The 19,182-nt window shown below is 73.2% G+C and carries 16 protein-coding genes and 1 pseudogene; 5 read left to right on the forward strand and 12 right to left on the reverse strand.

The window, feature by feature from the left end; translation table 11 throughout:
- Positions 1 to 24: 24 nt before the first annotated feature.
- On the forward strand, positions 25 to 1,119 hold the full coding sequence (locus BLU82_RS13720; protein WP_092625797.1) for a DNA glycosylase AlkZ-like family protein: 1,095 nt from the start codon (positions 25 to 27) through the stop codon (positions 1,117 to 1,119).
- Here the strand turns inward: BLU82_RS13720 and BLU82_RS13725 are convergent.
- From BLU82_RS13725 to BLU82_RS13765, 9 genes are all read right to left on the reverse strand, one after another.
- Positions 1,116 to 1,859: an SOS response-associated peptidase gene (locus BLU82_RS13725; protein WP_197682931.1), complete on the reverse strand. Its 744-nt coding sequence runs from the start codon at positions 1,857 to 1,859 to the stop codon at positions 1,116 to 1,118. The two genes, BLU82_RS13720 and BLU82_RS13725, sit on opposite strands and share 4 nt — an antisense overlap.
- A complete protein-coding gene (locus BLU82_RS13730) occupies positions 1,841 to 2,176 on the reverse strand; it encodes a hypothetical protein (RefSeq protein ID WP_092625799.1) in 336 nt (111 codons plus the stop codon). The genes BLU82_RS13725 and BLU82_RS13730 overlap by 19 nt, the downstream gene beginning before the upstream one ends.
- 346 nt (positions 2,177 to 2,522) lie before the next feature.
- Positions 2,523 to 2,816: an antibiotic biosynthesis monooxygenase gene (locus BLU82_RS13735; protein WP_157740918.1), complete on the reverse strand. Its 294-nt coding sequence runs from the start codon at positions 2,814 to 2,816 to the stop codon at positions 2,523 to 2,525.
- A 5-nt stretch (positions 2,817 to 2,821) separates the two neighbouring features.
- The gene (locus BLU82_RS13740; RefSeq protein ID WP_092621165.1) at positions 2,822 to 4,333 is read right to left on the reverse strand and encodes an alpha-N-arabinofuranosidase; all 1,512 of its coding nucleotides are present in this window, start codon (positions 4,331 to 4,333) and stop codon (positions 2,822 to 2,824) included.
- Positions 4,334 to 5,554: a family 1 glycosylhydrolase gene (locus tag BLU82_RS13745; RefSeq protein WP_092621168.1), complete on the reverse strand. Its 1,221-nt coding sequence runs from the start codon at positions 5,552 to 5,554 to the stop codon at positions 4,334 to 4,336. It lies immediately after the preceding gene.
- The gene (locus BLU82_RS13750; protein ID WP_092625801.1) at positions 5,551 to 6,333 is read right to left on the reverse strand and encodes a carbohydrate ABC transporter permease; all 783 of its coding nucleotides are present in this window, start codon (positions 6,331 to 6,333) and stop codon (positions 5,551 to 5,553) included. Before BLU82_RS13750 ends, BLU82_RS13745 begins: the two co-directional genes overlap by 4 nt.
- A 41-nt stretch (positions 6,334 to 6,374) precedes the next feature.
- Positions 6,375 to 7,328: a carbohydrate ABC transporter permease gene (locus BLU82_RS13755; protein WP_092621171.1), complete on the reverse strand. Its 954-nt coding sequence runs from the start codon at positions 7,326 to 7,328 to the stop codon at positions 6,375 to 6,377.
- A 5-nt stretch (positions 7,329 to 7,333) separates the two neighbouring features.
- Positions 7,334 to 8,614, reverse strand: coding sequence for an ABC transporter substrate-binding protein (locus BLU82_RS13760; RefSeq protein ID WP_092625803.1), 1,281 nt, complete (start codon positions 8,612 to 8,614; stop codon positions 7,334 to 7,336).
- A 102-nt stretch (positions 8,615 to 8,716) separates the two neighbouring features.
- The gene (locus tag BLU82_RS13765; RefSeq protein WP_092621174.1) at positions 8,717 to 9,727 is read right to left on the reverse strand and encodes a LacI family DNA-binding transcriptional regulator; all 1,011 of its coding nucleotides are present in this window, start codon (positions 9,725 to 9,727) and stop codon (positions 8,717 to 8,719) included.
- Between the two features lie 133 nt (positions 9,728 to 9,860).
- Between BLU82_RS13765 and BLU82_RS13770 the strand changes: the two genes are divergently transcribed.
- Complete coding sequence (locus BLU82_RS13770) at positions 9,861 to 11,960, forward strand: RICIN domain-containing protein (protein ID WP_092621177.1); 2,100 nt, start codon at positions 9,861 to 9,863, stop codon at positions 11,958 to 11,960.
- A 376-nt stretch (positions 11,961 to 12,336) separates the two neighbouring features.
- Here BLU82_RS13770 and BLU82_RS13775 read toward each other — a convergent pair whose 3' ends face one another.
- Together BLU82_RS13775 and BLU82_RS36340 are read right to left on the reverse strand one after the other, a co-directional pair.
- Entirely contained in the window at positions 12,337 to 12,972 is a 636-nt protein-coding gene (locus BLU82_RS13775; RefSeq protein ID WP_172885602.1) for an MFS transporter, read from the reverse strand.
- Between the two features lie 205 nt (positions 12,973 to 13,177).
- A pseudogene (locus BLU82_RS36340) lies at positions 13,178 to 13,729 on the reverse strand (MFS transporter); the annotation flags it as partial.
- 100 nt (positions 13,730 to 13,829) lie between these two features.
- Here BLU82_RS36340 and BLU82_RS13785 point away from each other — a divergent pair.
- From BLU82_RS13785 to BLU82_RS13795, 3 genes are all read left to right on the forward strand, one after another.
- A complete protein-coding gene (locus BLU82_RS13785) occupies positions 13,830 to 14,504 on the forward strand; it encodes a helix-turn-helix domain-containing protein (protein WP_092621183.1) in 675 nt (224 codons plus the stop codon).
- Positions 14,505 to 14,514: 10 nt separating this feature from the next.
- Positions 14,515 to 17,382 (forward strand): BTAD domain-containing putative transcriptional regulator, encoded by a 2,868-nt coding sequence (locus BLU82_RS13790; RefSeq protein ID WP_092621186.1) that lies wholly within the window; start codon positions 14,515 to 14,517, stop codon positions 17,380 to 17,382.
- An 81-nt stretch (positions 17,383 to 17,463) separates the two neighbouring features.
- A complete protein-coding gene (locus tag BLU82_RS13795; protein WP_092621189.1) occupies positions 17,464 to 18,693 on the forward strand; it encodes a cation:proton antiporter in 1,230 nt (409 codons plus the stop codon).
- On the opposite strand, the gene BLU82_RS13800 is transcribed toward BLU82_RS13795, so the two are convergent.
- Positions 18,615 to 19,163 carry a bifunctional 2-polyprenyl-6-hydroxyphenol methylase/3-demethylubiquinol 3-O-methyltransferase UbiG gene (locus tag BLU82_RS13800; protein WP_157740922.1) on the reverse strand — a complete coding sequence of 183 codons (549 nt, stop codon included), beginning with the start codon at positions 19,161 to 19,163 and terminating at the stop codon, positions 18,615 to 18,617. The two genes, BLU82_RS13795 and BLU82_RS13800, sit on opposite strands and share 79 nt — an antisense overlap.
- Between the last annotated feature and the right edge of the window lie 19 nt (positions 19,164 to 19,182).

Below are 19,182 nucleotides of genomic sequence, written 5' to 3' on the forward strand. Positions count from 1 at the left end.
GCCCCACGGTCTAGCGTGGGCGCCGTGACGGTGCACGAGCTGACCCGGGCCGAGGCCCGGCGCATCGCCGTCCGCGCCCAGCTCCTCGACGCCCACCGGCCGGACGACCTGGACGATGTCGTGCGGGGACTGACGGCGCTCGTCCACGACCCGACGGCGGCCGTGGCGCCGGCCGCCGACCTCGTCGTGTGGAGCCGGCTGGGCGCGGTGCACGACCCGGCGGAACTGGCCACGGCGCTGGCGGAGCAGCGGCTGGTCGAGCTGCGCGGCGTCATCCGCCCGCTCGCGGACGTCGCCCTGTACCGCGCCGAGATGGCCGCCTGGGACCGGCCCGAGCCCGGCGAGCCGGCCTGGCGGGAGCGGCAGCGCGGCTGGGTCCGCGACAACGACGGGTTCCGCCTCGACCTCCTCGAGCGGCTGCGCGCCGACGGGCCGCTGCGCTCGCGCGACCTCCCGGACACCTCGGTGCGGCCGTGGCGGTCGTCCGGCTGGACGAACAGCCGCAACGTGCGGCAGATGCTGGCGTTCCTGGTGCAGCGCGGCGAGGTGGCCCTGCACGGCCGCGAGAACGGCGACCCGCTCTGGGACCTCGCCGAACGCGTCTACCCCGACGACGTCGTCCCGGCGGCGCGGGCGCTGCGGCTGCGCGACGAGCGGCGGCTGCGCTCCCTCGGGCTGGTCCGGCCGGCGGCGCTGGAGTCGCCGGGCGAACCGGCCGGCGAACCCGCCGTCGTCGACGGCGTCCGTGGCGCCTGGCGGGTCGATCCCGCCCAGCTCGACAGGCCGTTCGCCGGACGGACGGCGCTGCTGTCGCCGTTCGATCGCCTCGTCTACGACCGCAGGCGCATGGCCGAGCTGTTCGAGTTCGACTACCAGCTCGAGATGTTCAAGCCGGTCGCGCGGCGGCGGTGGGGCTACTTCGCCCTGCCCGTCCTGCACGGCGACCAGCTGGTCGGCAAGGTCGACGCGACGGCGGACCGCCGGGCCGGCGCCCTGCGGGTCGACGCCGTCCACGAGGACGTCCCCTTCACCCCCGCCATGGCCGCCGCCGTCGATCACGAGATCGACGACCTCGCGCGCTGGCTCCGGCTGGTCCTCGTCCGCCGGGACCGGGCCTAGAGGTCGAGCAGGCCGGGCTGGGCGGGGACCGCCTCGGCCAGCAGCCCGGCGTGGTTGTTGCGGACGTTGCCGACCTCGGGCCCGACCGGCCGGGCCGTCAACGCCGCTCCGGCCCGGGCGGCCGCCGAGCGGGCGAGGTCGAGCAGCGCGGCCGCCTCCTCGTTGCGCCGGTCCAGCCAGTCAGGGATCTCCTCCGCCGTCAACAGCACCGGCATGCGGTCGTGGATGTGCGCCAGCCCCGGCACCGGCGTCGTGGTGAGGACGCTGGCCGACAGCACCCAGCGGTCCGGGTGGTCGTCGGGTACGGACGGGTCGCGCCACCACTCGAACACGCCGGCCATCGCGAGCGGCCCGTCGTCGCCGTGGATGAAGTAGGGCTGCTTCGCGCGGCCGGGCCCCCGCCGCCACTCGTAGTAGCCGCGGGCCGGGAGGACGCATCTCCGCCTGGCGATGGGGCCGCGGAAGGCCGGCTTCTGCGCGACGGTCTCGATGCGCGCGTTGATCATCGGCGGGCCGCCGGCGGGGTCCTTGGCCCACGACGGGATCAGCCCCCAGCGCGCCGCGTGCAGCTGCCGGGTGCGCTCCGGCGGCTCGTCGGTGCGTTCCAGCACGACGGGGACGCGGTCGGTGGGCGCGACGTTGTACGACGCCATCAGCTCGAGCACCGCGCCCGACGCGATGGCGTCGAACTCGGCCGCGAGATCGTCGGCCGACGCGTCAGCTACGTACCGTCCGCACACGCCCCGATTCTCTCCCACCGTTCCCACCGCACCAGCAGCGGCACCGCGATGAAGATGGACGAGTAGGTGCCGGCGAGGATGCCGCCGAACAGCGCCAGCGCGAGGTCCTCCAGCGTCTGCGCCCCGACGGTGATGGCGAGGTCTTGCAGCAGCGCGGCGAACGCGGCCAGCGCTACGACCGCCTTGCGGGTGACGTCGTGGCCCCAGCTCGGCCGGATGACGTCGGTGGTGACGTCGTCGTCGCACGCGACGGTGTCAGCGGCGGCCGCGGGATCGGTCCCGGGCTGGCGATCGTGGCCCAGCACGTGCGCTGGCACGGCGGCGCCGTCACCGTCGTCGACCGCCCCGGCGGCGGCGCCCACTTCGCCGTCGGCCTCCCCGTCGCCCGCTCGTCGTCCGTGGGCTGGCGACGGTGAGCTGGTGACGCCGCCGTGGCGCCGTGGTAGATAGACCCCTCCCGGCCCGGGTGGGGCCCACCCTACGGGCGGGCACCGACAACGTCGCGTCGCTCGCCAACGTCGCTCCGCCCGGCCACACCCGGCCCGGCCACACCCGGCCCGGCAACACCCGGCCCGGCCACACCCCGCCGGACATGCGCCCACGCACCACACGCACGGCGCAACGCGGCGGGCCGAGGCCGGGCTGAGGTCGTTTCGGCACCCGTCAGGGCGCGGTGGTGCCTTCCTCGGCCGAGACCAGTTCGGCGATGGCGCCGAAGAACGCCGCGATCCCCGGCAGGTTGGCGCCCTTCGCCCGCGAGGCGGCGAAGTCCTCCGCCGACCGCCACGTCACGATGTCGAGCCACTCGTCGTCGGGCAGCCGCACCAGCACGGCGTCGATGAAGCCGTCGCGGTCGGCGCGGAAGTCGGCCAGCATTCCCGGCCGGGCCGCGAGCAGCGCATTGACGTTCTCGGGCAGCACTCGGAACCGGGTCAGCTCCACGGTCTCGGCAGTCACGCTCATCAGCCTAGTGAGATCGCCGTCCACGAGACCGGCGGGAGCTCCAGCCGCAGGGTCCCGCCGTCCAGCACCGCCGACGGCGTCGGGCGCAGGCCGACGCGCGTCGGGTGGTCGAGGGTGTTGCGGGCGTGGACGTCGTCGTCCCAGAGGGTGAGGGCTTCGAGGACCCTCGACGCGCCGAGGCCGCGGACGTCGACCGACACCGTCGCGGGCGAGTCGACCGAGCGGTTCACGAGGAACACCGCCGCCGACCCCGCGGCGGCGTCGTGCGTCGCGACCGCGTCCACCACCGGCACCTCCCCCAGAGCCGCCGTCGAGTACACGGGCGACGTCACATCGACAGCGAGCGTGACGCCGCGGGCCAGACGCGAGGTCGTCGCGAACGGGAAGAACGTGGTCTGGCGCCAGCTCGGGCCGCCCGGCTCGGTCATGATCGGCGCGATGACGTTGACCAGCTGCGCCAGGCTGGCCGCCGTCACCCGGTCGGCGTGGCGCAGCAGCGACATCAGCAGCCCGCCCACCACGACGGCGTCGGCGACGGTGTAGGAGTCCTCCAGGATCCGCGGCGCCACCGGCCACACCTGCGGGTCGGTCACCTTGTCCTCGTCGTGGTAGCGGTCGACGTACCAGACGTTCCACTCGTCGAAGGAGATGTCGACGCGGCGCCGGCCCGGGCGCAGCGCACGGACGTGGTCGATGGTGGCGACGACGGACTCGATGAAGCGGTCCATGTCGACCGGCGACGCGAGGAAGCCGGGCAGGTCACCGGGGGTCTCGTGGTAGTAGGCGTGGCAGGAGAGGTAGTCGATCTCGTCGTACGTGTGCTCCAGCACCGTCCGCTCCCACGCCCCGAACGTCGGCATCTGCCGGTTCGAGCTGCCGCACGCGATCAACTTCACGCCGGGGTCGAGCTGGCGCATCGCGCGGGCGGTCTGTGCGGCCAGCTTGCCGTAGTCGTCGGCGCTGCGGTGGCCCAGCTGCCACGGCCCGTCCATCTCGTTGCCCAGGCACCAGAGCACGACGCCATGGGGGTCGGGCGTGCCGTTGGCGACGCGCAGATCGGCGAGCGTCGATCCGGACCGGACGTTCGCGTACTCCAGCAGGTCCAGCGCCTCCTGCACACCACGTGTCCCGAGGTTGACGGCGAGCATCAGCTCGGTGCCGGCCTTCGCCGACCAGCGAGCGAACTCATCCAGCCCGATCTCGTTCGTCTCCAGCGAGTGCCAGGCCAGGTCCAGCCGCCGTGGACGCGCAGAACGCGGCCCGACGCCGTCCTCCCAGCGGTAGCCGGAGACGAAGTTGCCGCCCGGATAGCGGACGGTCGACACCCCCAGCTCCCGGACCAGCTCGATGACGTCCTTGCGGAACCCGTCCTCGTCGGCCGTCGCGTGGTCCGGCTCGTAGATGCCGTCGTACACCGCGCGGCCCAGGTGCTCGACGAACGAGCCGAACAGGCGCCGGTCGATGGGCCCGACGACGAACGACGGATCGACGGTCAGCGATGCGTGCGGCACTCAGCTCTCCTTGGTTGTGTTGCGGGGATCGTGGGCGTGCGTACGGAACCGGTCGACGAGCGGGGTGGGGACGCGGTGCAGGACACCGTCGCGCTCGGACAGCTCCCAGAGGCCCATCGTCAGCCGGTGCGACTCGCGCGGGGCGGTGGAGTGCCGGTACGTCCACTCGTACATGTCGAACACCGGCCACCAGGTGTAGGCGACGACGGGGACGCCGCCGGCGCGCAGCCGGCGCACAGCCTCGACGGACGCGTCCAGCCAGGCGGCCCGCTCGGCGACGCTCGCCGTCACACAGGTCTCGGTCAGCGCGACGGCGACGCCGTACCGCTCCCAGGCGGAGCGGAGCAGCTCCTCCAGGCCGAGAACGCCGTCGTCGCGGGTCGGGCGGGGGTCGCGGAAGCCGCCGCCGCGCGGGTCGGCCGCCGACACGATCTCGGTGGAGTGCCGCGGGTAGTAGTTGACGCCCATGACGTCGGGTTGGACGGCGTGCTCGGCGAACCAGGCGAGCTCCGAGTCGTCGAAGCCGTCGACCGCCCGGCCGGTCACCAGGTCCTCGACCAGGTGCACCTGCGCCCGTAGCCGCGAGATCAGCGCCGCGTCGTCGCCGTCGTAGCGCATACCGGCGTCGACGTGCACGAACACGCCGCGCTCCCCCAGCACGTCGCGCATCGCCCGCTGCGCCAGCACGAACCCGCGGGCCACCTGGCGCACCATCGTCCGCAAGCCTGACGGACCGGACAGGTACGGCGGCCAGTACGCGTACTCGCCCGAGAACAGCGCGTGGATCATCGGCTCGTTCACCGGCGTGTAGTCGGTGACGCGGTCCGCGTACCGCTCGGCCACCCGGAACGAGTACTCCGCCACGTGCGACGGGTAGTCCGGGTGGGCGAACTGGCCCTCCAGCCAGAGCGGCGTGCCGTAGTGCAGCAGGTCGACGACCGGCCGCAGCCCCAGTTCGGCGAACCGGTCCATGACGCGGTCCAGCCACGACCAGTCCCACGCGCCCGTGTCCGGGTTGACCCGGTACCACGGCACGCCCCAGCGCAGCAGCGTCGCGCCCGCGTCAGCGGCCAGCCCGAGGTCGGACCACCAGAACTCGTAGTGCTGGGTCAGTTCGTACTCGTCGATGGGCCGCTCCCCCGGCCGCTGCTGCGGCACGAAGGTGTCCTCGACGCCCAGGGCGAAGTGCAGCGCCCCGTCCGTGTGCCAGGAGCCGGTCATTTGATCCCCGTCGTCGCGATGCTCTCGATGAACCGCCGCTGCACCAGCAGGAACGCGATCACCAGCGGCAGGATCGCCACCAGCGCGCCGGCCATCATGACGCCGTACGGGACGATGCCGCCCGGCCCGGTCAGCAGCGTCAGCCCGGACGTGATCGTGCCCATCTCGCGCTCGGTCGTGAAGATCAGCGGCCACAGCAGGTCGTTCCAGTTGTTGACGAAGGTGAAGATCGCCAGCGTCAGCAGCGCCGGGACGGCGTTCGGTAGCACGACGCTGCGGAAGATCCGCAGCTCAGACGCACCGTCGATGCGGGCGGCGTTGTCGAGGTCGCGCGGCAGCGCCAGGAAGAACTGCCGCAGGAAGAAGATGCCGAACGCGTCGGCGGCTCGCGGCGCGATCAGCCCGGCGTACGTGTTCACCCAGCCGAGGTCGCTGACCAGCTGGTACACCGGCACCAGCGTGGCCTGGAACGGGATCATCAGGGTGGCGATGATCGCGATCAGCAGCGTCCGGCGCCCGGTGAAGTCGATCCGCGCCAGCGCGTATGCCGCGAGCGAGTCGAAGACCAGCGCGAACGCCGTCACGCCGCCGGCGAACACGAAGCTGTTCAGCACCAGCCGCGCGAACGGCAGCTCGTCGACGATGCGGCGCAGGTTGTCCAGCGTCCAGTCCTGCGGCAGCAGGGTGGGTGGGTACGCGTTCACCTCGGACACCGGCTTGAACGCCGTCAGCACGATGATGGCCAGCGGCAGCAGCACGGCGGCGGTGACGGCGAGCATGGCCACCGTGCCGAGGAGCGTGCTCGGCCGCAGACGGGCGATCACTGGGCGTCCTTCTCTCGGCGGCCGAAGAAGACGAACTGGACGACGCTGAGCAGCAGCGTCGCGATCAGCAGCACGTACGACAGCGCCGACGCGAAGCCGAGCTCGAGCTTGCGGAAGCCGGACTCGTAGATCTCCATGACGATGGTCTGGGTGTTGCCGTACGGCCCGCCGCCGGTCATGACGTAGATCTGGTCGAACGCCTGCAGCGCCGCGATCATCGCGAACACCAGCACGAACGCCATGGTGTTCGACAGCAGCGGCAGCGTCACGTTGGTGAAGCGACGCCACACGCCCGCGCCGTCGACCTTGGCCGCCTCGTACAGCGAGCCGGGGATGTCCTGCAGCCCGGCGAGGAAGATCACCAGGTAGAAGCCGAAGTTCTTCCACACCGCGACCAGTGCCACCGCCGGCATGGCCAGCTGCGGGTCCTCCAGGACGTTGCCCAGCTGCAGGCCCAGGCCGCTCAGCCAGTGGTTGAGCAGCCCGACCTGCGGGTCGATCAGGTAGGTCCACGCGTACGCGGCGACCGCCAGCGACACCACGAACGGGAGGAACAGCGCGGTGCGGAACAAGCCGCGGAACGGCAGCGCCGGGCTGTTCAGCACCAGCGCCAGGACCAGCGCGGCGACGACCGCCGTCGGCGTGAACAGCACCGTGTACCAGAGCGTGTTCGTGACGGCGTTCAGCAGGTCGGGGTCGGTGAACACCTGGACGTAGTTGTCGAAGCCGACCCACTCGGCCTCGCCGAAGCCGCTGGCGTCGGTGAACGACGTGCGCAGCGCCGACACCATCGGCCAGCCGACGAAGACGGCGAGGATGAGCAGGGCCGGGCCGAGGAAGGCCAGCGCGGTCGCGGTGCGCCGGCCGCCGCGCCGGGCCCCGGGCGCCACCCGCCGCCCGCCGAGTGGCGCGGGCGGCCGGTAGCGCCGTCGTGGTGCGGTGATCGACACGAGACCTACCCGACGGCCGATTCGATCTCGGCCTGCGCCTCGGACAGCAGCGTCGCGACATCCTCGCCGGCCATCGCCCGCTGGGTCAGCTCGTCGACGGCGGCGAGCACGTCGACGCTGTTGACCACGCCGGGCAGCAGCGGCCGGCCGAACTCGGCCTGCTCGGTGAGCGCGGCCACCACCGGGTTCTCGGCGACGGCGTCGGCGGGGACGTCGGTACGCAGCGGCGGCCAGCCGGAGCCGAGCGACCACGTCACCGCGTTGTCCTGGTCGAGGAAGAAGCTGAAGAACCGCTCCGCCGCCTCGACGGCGTCGTCGCCGGCCTGCTCGGTGATGGCCATGGAGACGCCGATGGCGGACGCCGCCTGCGCCTCCGGCCCGGCCGGGACCGGCGCGATGCCGTAGTCGATGCCGTTCTCCTCCGAGATCGACGCCATCCACGGACCGCCGAGGTACATCGCGGCCTTGCCGCTGCTGAACAGGCCGTCGCCGGCGATGCCGTCGACGCCCGTCGGCGAGATCTTGTCGACCGCGATGGCCTGGTACCAGTACTCCAGCGTCGCGCGGTTCTCCGGCGAGTCGATGACGACCTCGGTGCCGCCGTCGACGATGTCGCCGCCGCCACCGTAGAAGAGGCTGGGCCAGACACCGTTGGCGACCGTCGCGTGGTCCGGGATCGCGGCGCCGTACTGCTCGGGCGTGCCGTCGCCGTTCTGGTCGACGGTGAGCGCCTTGGCGGTCTCGACCCAGTCGTCCCAGGTGGCCGGCGGCTCGGTGATGCCGGCGGCGGCGAACAACCCCTTGTTGTAGAACATCGCCAGCGGGACGAACCCGGTCGGCACGCCGTAGCGGGTGCCTTCGACGGTGACCATGTCGACGGCGCCGGCGTTCAGCTCGGCGGTGTTGCTCTCGGGGTCGTCGTAGAAGTCGTCCAGCTCGACGAACGCGCCGCGGTCGGCGTACACCGGCAGCCGCTCGGCCGGCATCGCCACGATGTCCGGGCCGTTGCCGGCCGACAGCGCCGGCAGCAGCGTGTCGTCGATGACGTCCCACGGGTTGATCTCGGTGCTGATCACGATCTCGTCCTGCGAAGCGTTGAAGTCGTCCACGAGCTGCTCGAGCACGTCGCCGTCGGCCTCGGTGTACCCGTGCCAGAAGGTGAGCTCGATGGGGCCGCCGGCGGAGTCGCCGCTCGAGTCGTCGTCGCTACCACAGGCCGTCAGCCCGACGGCGAGCGCGAGGACGAGGCCCAAAGGAAGAACACGGGTGAGGCGGTTGCGTGTCATGGCCTTCTCCACGGTGAGACGATGCTGATCATCTAAATGATCTTGGCCTTACAACGTTGTAAGAGTCAGCATGGGGAACGCGCCAGGAGATGTCAAGCCGACTCAGCCCGGCTGGGTGGACTCGCGCTCGACGATGCGGTAGCCCGAACGGAGCTCCCGGCGCGGCTCGCCGGATCCCTTCTCGATGCGGTCGAGCAGCACCTCGACGGCGAGCCGGGCGATCTCGCGCCGGCCGGGGTCGACGGTGCTGAGGCTGGGCAGCGAGTACTTGCCCTCGTCGACGTCGTCGAAGCCGATGATGGCGACGTCGGCCGGCACCCGGATGCCCTGCTCCTGCATGACCCGCAGCGCGCCCAGCGCCAGCTCGTCGTTGAGCGCGAACACCGCGTCGAACTCGACGCCGCGCTCGAGCAGCGCCCGCATGGCCTCGGCGCCGTTGATGCGGTGCCACGGCCCGGCGTCGACGACCAGCGCGTCGTCGTAGGCGACGCCGCGCACGTCGAGCGCGGCCCGGTAGCCGCGCAGCCGCAGCCCGGCCGACCCGATGACCTCGCCCTCGTGCGCGCCGATGACGGCGATGCGCCGCCGGCCGAGGCCGAGCAGGTGGTCGGTGGCGGCGCGCGCGGCGTCGACGTTCTCCATGGTGACGTGGTCGACCGGGCCGTCGAAGATGCGCTCGCCCAGCAGCACCAGCGGGAAGTCGACGGCGAGCAGCCCGCCGTCGTCGTTGCCCAGGCCGAGCGGGCTGAACAGCAGGCCGTCGGTGAGCTGGCGCCGCGACCCGGACAGCACGTCCAGCTCGCGGCGGCGGTCGCCGCCGGTCTGCTCGATGACGACGACGACGTCGCGCTGCTCGGCCGCGGTGATGACCTCGTCGGCGAGCTGGGCGAAGTACGCGAGGCTCAGCTCCGGCACGGCCAGCCCGATGGCGCCGGTACGGCCCGACCGCAGGCTGCGCGCCTGGCGGTTCGGCCGATACCCCAGCTCGTCGATGGCCGCCTGCACCTTGGCGCGGGTGGTGTCGGAGACGTACGGATGGTCGTTGACGACGTTCGACACGGTCTTGAACGACACACCCGCCAGCCGGGCGACATCACGCAGCGTCGCTGTCATGGACCCACGGTAGCCGTTGACACCAGCGCTGACCCAACTCTAAGGTGCTGATCAACACCGGTGTTACAACGTTGTACGGCCACCTGACCTTACAACGTTGCATGACTGTGCCCGCATCCGTCAGAGGAGAGTCATGACCACCGTACGCAGTCCACGCCGCCGTGCGCTGGCGGCCGTCGCCGCCGTCGCCGCCATAGCCGCGGCCGCCCTCGCCGCCGCGCCCGATCCCGCCGCCACCGCCGTCACCACCGGCAACGGCGCCCTCGTCTACTCACCCGCCGCCGGCACCTCGTTCGACCCGGAGGGCAACCGCCCGGTCGGCACCACCTACCCCAAAGTCATCACGCTCAAGCACAACGGCAGCGCCAACGGCACCCAGCTGGTGACGTTCGACCAGCTGGTGTTGGTCGGCGGCGTGCAGGTGTACCCGATCCACCGCAGCACCGACGGCGGCATCAGCTGGAGCAAGATCGCCGACGTCGCGCCCAGTGCCACCTTCCCCACCCTCACCCGCACCGCCCAGCCGTTCCTGTACGAGCTGCCGCAGCAGGTCGGCTCGCTGCCGGCCGGGACCGTCCTGCTGGCCGGGATGATCATGCCGGCCGACCGGTCGAGCAGCCGGCTCGTCGTGTACCAGAGCCAGGACCGCGGCGTCACGTGGTCCTACCTCAGCACCATCGATACCGGCGGGCCGGCCGTCTACGACCCGAGCCCGACGTCGACCACCACCACCGTCTGGGAGCCGGCGCTGGCCGTCGACGGTCAGGGCGGGCTGGTCGCCTACTTCTCCGACGAGCGGCAGAAGCCGAACGGCGTGCTGCAGGCGGTGTCGTACCGGCGCTCCACCGACGGCGGGCTGACCTGGGGCCCGTTGGTCAACGTCTCCGCGCCGGCCGGTACGAATGACCGGCCGGGCATGATCACCGTGACGAAGCTGCCCGACGGCCGCTACCTGGCGACGTTCGAGGTGGTGAACCGCCCGAGTCTGAGCCAGAACACCGCGCCCGTCTACTACAAGATCTCCCCCGACGGCCTGAACTGGAGCCCGGAGTCGAGCATCGGCACGCCGGTGCGACTGGCCGACGGCCGCGGCATCGGGTCGTCGCCGTTCGTGAAGTGGGTGCCCGGCGGCGGGCCGAACGGCATGGTGATCGTGTCGTCGAAGTGGTCGCTGGACGGCAGCGGGAACATCAACACCGGCCAGCACTTCTACGTCAACTACAACCTCGGCGAGGGGCCCTGGGAGCGGCTGCCGTACGCCGTCACGTACGACTCCACCGACACCCAGGGCGGCGCGTTCAGCGGCTTCGCCCAGGGCTTCGACACCACCGTCGACGGGCGCACGCTCGTGCACGCGACCAACGTCGAGAACCCGTCGACCACCTACAACGACGTCCGCGTCGGCACCATCCCGCTGGACGCCCAGCAGTACGAGGCCGAGCGGGCCGTGCGCACCGACGCGTCCCTGGTCACCCACCACGACGCGTCGAACGGACAGAAGGTCGGCAACATCAACAACGCGGGCAGCTCGGTGGCGTTCACCGTGCGGGCGCCGGCCGCGGGGTCGTACCGGCTGAACGTCCGCTACGCCAACGGGATGGGCACGACCAGCACCCACTCCGTCAGCGTCAACGGCGGCGCGGCGACCACCATCTCCTACCCGCCGACGGTCGACTGGGGCCGCTACCTGTGGGCCCAGCACACGGTGAACCTCAACGCCGGCGTCAACACCGTCACGTTCACCAAGGCGACGTCGTTCGCCGAGCTGGACGTGCTGCACGTGTACCGCACGTCGGCGCCGCTGGACCCGCAGTTCCGCGTCGTCAACCGGACCAGCGGGAAGTTCCTGGAGATCCTCTCCGCGCTCACCACCGACGGCGCCGGCGCCGGCCAGTGGGGCGACACGAACCACGCCACCCAGGTGTGGAACCTGCGGACGGTCACGGGCGGCGTCCAGCTGGCCAACGTCAACAGCGGGAAGCTGCTGGAGATCCCCGGCGCCGCCACCGGTGACGGCGTCCAGGCCGTGCAATGGGCCCCGACCGGCCACGCCACCCAGACCTGGGTGCCGACGCTGCTGACCGGCGGCTGGTGGCGGCTGGCCAACGCGAACAGCGGCAAGAGCCTCGAAATCGCCGGCGGATCCACCGCCGACGGCACCGTCGCCCAGCAGTGGACCACGAGCTCCTGCCAGTGCCAGCAGTGGCGGCTGAAGCGGGAGGGCATCCAGTAACGACGCCGGGTTCCGCCCGCCGGCCCTCGCACCGGCGGGCGGAATCCGCGATGACGGCGCATGCTGATCGAACACGACGGCGCGCGTCCGGTCGTCGCGGCGTCGGCGTACGTCGCGCCGAACGCGGTCCTGTCGGGCGACGTCCGGGTCGGTGCGAACAGCCGCATCCTCTTCGGCGCGGTGCTGACGGCCGACGGCGGGCCGGTCCGCGTCGGCGCCGGCTGCGTCGTCATGAGAACGCGGTGCTGCGCGGACGACCGGTCTTCCCGCTGTCGCTCGGCGACTACGTCCTCGCCGGGCCGCACGCACATCTCAACGGCGCGACCATCGAGGACCCTGTTCGGCGTCCCGCACGACATCGTCATCGAACGACTCGTCACCGCCGGCGCGGGAGGACGAACAGCGCCGCCAGCAGGCCCAGGACGGCGAAGGAGGCGGCGGCGCCGAAGGCGGCCCGCAGGCCGTCGACGGTCCCGTGCCGGCCGGCCGCGACGGCGACCGACGTGACGATCGCGATGCCCAGCGCGCTGCCGATGGTGAAGAGGGTGTCGACGAGCCCGGCGGCCAGCCCCGACTCCTCCTCGGGCACGCCGGTGAGTGCGGCGATCTGCGCCGCGACGAAGCAGGCGCCCATGCCCGGGCCGAAGACCAGCAACCCCGCGAGCACGTCGGCGGCGAACGAGCCGCCGGCCGAGACCGGTACCAGCAGCAGCGCCCCGCCCAGCACCAGCAGCATCCCGCCGATCGCGATCGGCCGCACGCCGAGCCGCGTCACCAGCGCCTGCCCGGCGAACGCACCGGCGATCGACATGCCGGTCATGACGGCGCTCATCAGGCCGAACTGCAGGGCCGAGTAGCCGAGCACCTGCTGGGCGTGGATCGTCAGCGGGAACAGCATGCCGTCGACGGCCAGGCCGACCGCGAGCATCAGCAGGTTGCCGCCGACCAGCGTGCGGTTGCGGAAGATCCGCAACGGCACCAGTGGCGCCGCGGCGCGCGCCTCCACGACCACGAACAGCGCCAGGACCGCGGCCGCGGCGGCGAACAGCCCGAGCGACCCCCCCGCTGAGCCAGCCGCGCTCGGGCGCCTTGATCACCGCGTATGCCAGCAGCAGCGGACCGGCCGTGATCGTCGCCGCGCCGGCGAGGTCGAACCGGCGCTCGCCGGAACGGTCCCGGCTCTCCCGGATCACCACCGGGCACAGCGCCAGGATGACCAGCCCGATCGGCACATTGATGAAGAACACCCACTCCCACCCGAGCAGCGACGTGATGACGCCGCCGATCAGCAGCCCGGCCGTCGCGCCGAACCCGCCGAGGCCGCCCCACACGCCGAGCGCGCGGTTGCGCTCGGCGCCGTCCGGGAAGGTGGCGACGACGATCGACAGCGCGGTCGGCGCCATGATCGCGGCCGACACACCCTGCACGGCCCGGGCCGCGACCAGCACCTCACCGGACCACGCGAGGCCGCAGAACAGCGACGACGCGACGAAGAGCACCAGCCCCGCCATGAACACCCGGCGCCGCCCGAACAGGTCGGCCATCCGGCCGGAGAACAGCATCAGCCCGGCGAAGGTGAGCGCGTAGGCGGTCAGCACCCACTGCACGCCCGCAAGGGTGAAGCCCAGCTCCCGCCGCATCGACGGAATGGCCGTCAGGACGATCGTCGCGTCCAGGATGACCATGAAGAAGGCCAGGCCGAGCAGGCCGAGCGCCTGCCAGCGATGCGGATCGGCGACTGCCGCCACGGGCGGCGTCCGGGTGTCCATCGAATCCTCCTCGCTCGCTCTAGTTAGAAATTACAACCGACCGGATGCTAATAACAACCCTCTGAGTGCAATTCGCTACTCGACTGCTAGGCTGGAAGGCGTGTCGACCAAGCGCTCCTACGCCGACGGCTGCGCGGCCGCGCACGCCCTCGATCTCGTCGGCGAGCGGTGGGCGCTGCTCGTGGTGCGCGAGCTGCTGCTCGGCCCGAAACGCTTCTCCGGCCTGCGACGAGGGCTGCCCGGCGCGGCGCCCAACGTCGTCGCGCAACGGCTGCGCGACCTCGAGGCCGCCGGCGTGGTGCGCCGCCGCACGCTGCCGCCGCCGGTCGCGTCGCAGGTCTACGAGCTGACGACGTGGGGACTCGAGCTCGAGCCGGTGGTGCGCGCGCTCGGCCGCTGGGGCAGCCGGTCCCCCGGCATGGACCACGACGCCCCGCTCAGCGTCGACGCCCTGGTGCTGGCCATGCGCACGCTCTTCGCCCCCGCCCGCGCGGCCGGCCTCGACGCCACGTACGCGCTGCGCGTCGACGACGACGCCTTCACCGCCACGGTTGGCGGGGGCGAGTTCCGCATCGTGCGCGGCGCCGGGCCGGCCGACGTCGCCGTCACCGCCGCCGGCACCGTCCTCAACGAGGTCATCTGGGGCGGCCAGGACCTCGGCGCCGCCGTCGACGACGGGCTCGTGCGGCTCGACCCCGACACCGAGACCGCCCGCCGGTTCTTCGACCTGTTCCCGCTGCCCGAGCCGGCCGCGCCCGCCGGCTCCGGCCGGTAACCTCGACGCCGTGCCCGAACCAGTCGTCTTCGTCCGGCTGCTGGGCCAAGTCGAGCTGCTGCGGGGCACGCTGCCGGTGCCGCTGGCCCGCCGTCCGGCCGCGCTGCTCGCCGCGCTCGCGCTGCGGCTGGGCACGCCGGTGTCGTACGCCGCGATCACCGAGCTGCTGTGGTCGCCGGACGAGCTCCCGGCCAGCCCGCGGCGGGCCATCCAGACGTACGCGTCGCGGTTGCGCGACGCGCTGGGGCGCGACGCGGTCGTCGCGCACGGCGACGGCCTGCGCCTGGACCTCGACCCCGACCAGGTCGACCTCCACCGCTTCCGCCGGCTCGCCGCGGCGGCCACCGACCCGGCGACCCTGACCGAGGCGCTGGAGCTGTGGACCGCGGACCCGCTGTCCGGGCTCGCGGTCGGCCAGCTGACCGTCGTCGAAGGGCCGGCCCTGCTCGACGAGGTGCTCAGCGTGGCCGAGCGGCGCGACGAGCTGCGGCTGCGGGCCGGCGACCTCGACGACGTGTTCGTGGCGTCGCTGCGGCGGCTGACGTCGGAGCATCCGTGGCGCGAGCGGTCCTGGTGCCACCTGATGCTGGCGCTGTACCGCACCGGCCAGCAGGGCGAGGCGCTGGCGACGTTCGCCCGCCTGGTCACGGTGCTGCGCGACGACCTCGGCATCGACCCCGGCGCCGAGGCCACCCAGCTGCACCAGCGGATGCTGGCCGGCGACCCCGACCTCCTCGACGCCGCACCGGCGGCGCCCGTCACGGCGGCGGCCGAGCCGCCGGCCCAGCTGCCGGCCGGGTCGCCGGCGTTCGTGGGCCGCCCGCACGAGCTGGCGGCGCTGGCCCGGCTGCTGGAGCGCCCGGCCGACCGCGTCCGCGTCGCCGTCGTGTCCGGTCCGGCCGGCGTCGGCAAGACGGCCACGACGGTCGAGGCGGCGCACCGGGCCCGGTCCCGGTTCCCCGACGGCCAGCTCTTCGCCGAGGGCACCCGCGGCGGCGCCGAGGTCCCGGCGCGCGACCTCCTCGGGGCGTTCCTGCGCGACCTCGGCGTCGCGGCCGACGACCTCCCGTCCGCGCAGGCCGGCCGCGCGGCGCTGTTCCGCTCGATGTGCGCGCGCCGCCGGCTGCTCCTCGTCATCGACGACGCGCACTCGGTCGAGCAGGTCACCGCCCTGCTGCCGGGCGCCGGCGAGTGCGCCGTGCTCGTCACGACGCGCCGGCGGCTGGCCGTCCCGGCGAACGTGTCGGTCGACCTCGACGCCATCTCGGCCACGGAGTCGCACGAGCTGCTGGCGACGCTGATCGGCGCCGACCGGCTGACCGCGGAGCCCGCGGCCGCCGCCGCCATCGTCGAGGCGTGCGCCGGCTCGCCGCTGGCGCTGCTGATCGTCGGCGGACGGCTCGCCACCCGGCCGGCCTGGCCGCTGGCGCACCTGCGCGACCGCCTCACCGGGCCCGGCCGCCTGGCCGAACTGCAGCTCGACGGCCGCTCCGTCGAGGCCGCCCTCGACGCCACCACCGGCACCCTCGCCGCCCCGGCCGCCGCCCGGTTCCGCGCCCTGGGCGCGCTGCCGGCCGACCTCGTCGACGTCGAGACCGCCGCGGCGCTGTGGGAGACCGGCCGGGCCGAGGCCCGCGAGTTGCTGGAACAGCTCTGCGACCTCCGGCTGCTGGAGCCGGCCGCCCCCGAGTGCTACGCCTGGCACGGCCTCATCGGCAGCTACCTGCGCGACCAGCCCGGGCGGCGCGACCCCACCGGCCTGCGGCGGGCGCTGCGCCAGGCCATCGCGTCGGTCGCGCACGCCAACGAGCGGCTGCGCCCGGGCGACCGGCCGCTCCACCCCGTCATCGCCGGTGTCGACGCCGACGGCGTGGTGTTCGCCGGACACGACGACGTCCATGCCTGGGTGCACCCGCGCGGCGCGCTGCTGGTCGGTCTGGCCCGCGACGCCCTGACGTCGGGCCACGCCGACAGCGCGGTCGAGGCAGCGGCCCTGGCCACCAGCCTCGACCTGCTGATCTACGAGTGCTGCGGATCGTCCGACGGCACCGAGGACCTGCTGCGCGCCGTCACCGTCACGCCGCTGCCGCCGGTCGCCGACCGTTTCGTCGGCAGTGCCTGGCACAACCTCGCCTCCGGCCTGTCCGACCAGGGCCGGCTGGCGGAGGCCGAGGACGCCGCGGCACAGGCCATCGCGTTCTGGCGGCGGACCGGCGACCGGTACGGCGAGGCCGCCCTGTTGAACAACCTCGCCGGACTGCGCGGCCGGTACGGCGACGACATCGCCGCGCTCGAGTACATGCGCCAGTGCATGGAGGTCGCCGACGCGCTGCCGCTCTCGCTCCGTGCCCGCTGCCAGGCCACCTACGCCGAGCGCCTCGCCAGCCACGGCGACGTCGCCGCGGCGCGGGCCGCGCTGGACGAGGCACGCCAGCTGGACACACCGGAGCCGGGGTCGTACCCCGCCTACCACCTGCTGTCGGCCGAGGTCCGGGTGCACCTCGCCGCGGACCGGCCGGCCGAGGCGGTCGGCACTGCCGAACGCGCCGTCGCGACCGCCCAGGCCATGCGCTCGCCCCGGCTGGTCGCCCGCGCGACCCTCACGCTGGCACGGGCCCGGCGGCTGGCCGGCCGCGAGAGCCTCGACACCGCGGCCGAGGCCTTGCAGGGCCTCGCCGCGCTGAACCCGACCGACCTGCAGGCGACCGGCGAGGCGCTGGCCGAACTCGCGCACGCGCACCGCGCCCGCGGCGACCTCGTCAGCGCCGACGCCTGCGCCGCGGAGGCGGCCCGCCTCGTCGACGTCGGCGGGCTGCGCGGCACCCCGTGGGCCACGACGCTGCTCGGCGGCCTCAGCCCGGTCGGCCCGGCCGGCTGATCCGCGCGAAGACCACCACGGGCGCCGCCGAGGTCGGCCATCATGACTCGGGAGGGCTGGTAGCCGCACCGGAGGTGGCCCATGTCGAACGAGACGCTCTGGATGCTGACCGCGGTCTTCGGCGCCGCGCTGCTGGCGCCGTTCACCGCCGACCGGCTCGCCCGCTTCGCCGCCGTGCCTCCCGTCGTCATCGAGATCGGGCTCGGCATCCTCATCGGGCCGGCCGTGCTGGGCTGGGTCCGCGACACCGACGTCGTCAGCGCGCTGTCCGACCTGGGTCTGGCCTTCCTCATGTTCCTGGCCGGCTACGAGATCGACTTCCGGCGCATCCGCGGCGGGCCGTTGCGCGCCGCAGCCTGGGGCTGGGCCGCCTCGCTCGTGCTCGGCATCGGCCTGGGCTTCCTCGTCGCGGGCACCGACGCCCGCCTCGTCGTCGGGCTGGCGCTGACCACGACCGCCCTGGGCACGCTGCTGCCGATGCTGCGCGACCACGGGCTGGCGGACACCACCCTCGGGACGCGGTTCCTGGCCATCGGGGCGGCCGGCGAGTTCCTGCCCATCCTCGCGATCGCGTTCGCCCTCAGCGGCGAACGACCGGCGCACACGACGATCGTCCTCGCGGTCTTCGGGCTGGTGGCGGTGGGCGCGGCGGTCATGGCCCGGCAGCCTCGCCATCCGCGGCTCGCCCGCATGGTCACGAGCACACTCGGCACCAGCGCGCAGGTCGGGCTGCGGCTGTGCGTGTTCGTGGTCGTCGCGATGTTCGCCATCGCCGCGGGCCTGGGCCTCGACCCGGTGCTCGGCGCGTTCGCGGCGGGCATCGTCGTCCACCTGTTCCTCGACGCCGGCGACCCGCACGAGTCCGAGCAGGTGCTGTCGCGCCTGGAGGGCATCGGCTTCGGATTCTTCATCCCGATCTTCTTCGTCATGAGCGGCGTCCGCTTCGACGTCGACGCGCTGCTGGCCGAGCCGTCGACGCTGCTCCTGCTGCCGGTGTTCCTGCTGTTCTTCCTGCTGGTGCGCGGCGGGCCGACGGTGCTCCTGCAGCGTGACGCGCTCGGCGTCCGGCCGGCGGTGTCGCTCGGCCTGCTGGCCTCGACGGCGCTGCCGCTGGTGGTCGTGATCACCGGCATCGCGCAGGACGAGGGCGTGCTCGGCGCCGGCACCGCCAGCGCGCTCGTCGGCAGCGGCATGCTCTCGGTGCTGATCTTCCCGACCCTCGCGCTGCGCCTTCAGGCCGGCGCGGGGACGGCGGCCAGCCGCAGTCCGAGGACGGACTCGGCCTCGCGCAGCGACTCGTCTTCGAGGTAGCGGTAGAGGTACGGCACGCTCTCCAGCAGCGTGATCCCGAACCGCTCGGCGATCGCGTCGACCATGGCCGTGCCGGTGTGCAGTTCGCGGTGCTCGGCGCGCCAGCGCGGGAGCGAGCCGGGCGCGTCGTAGAAGCGGTCCGCGATGGCGGTGCCGGCGCGCTCGTGCGCGAACTCGTCGACCAGCAGCCGGCCGCCCGGCGCCAGCAGCCCGGCGGCCGCCACGACGGCGCGAGCGAGATCGTGCACATGGTGCAGCGACAGCACGAACAGCACCGCGTCGTACGGGTCGCCGCGGAAATCGCAGACGTCGGCGGTGAGCACGCCGGGCCGGGCCAGCGTGGGGTCGATGTCGATGGCCGTGACGTCGTAGCCGCGTCCGCGCAGTTCGTCGGCCAGGCGCCCGTCGCCGCACCCGGCGTCGAGGACGCGGGCGGGCGCGGGCGGCAGGTGGGTGGCGAGGAAGTCCATGCTCCCACCGTGCGGCCGC

It is taken from the genome of Jiangella sp. DSM 45060 (assembly GCF_900105175.1).
In the GTDB taxonomy this organism is placed as follows: Bacteria; Actinomycetota; Actinomycetes; order Jiangellales; family Jiangellaceae; genus Jiangella.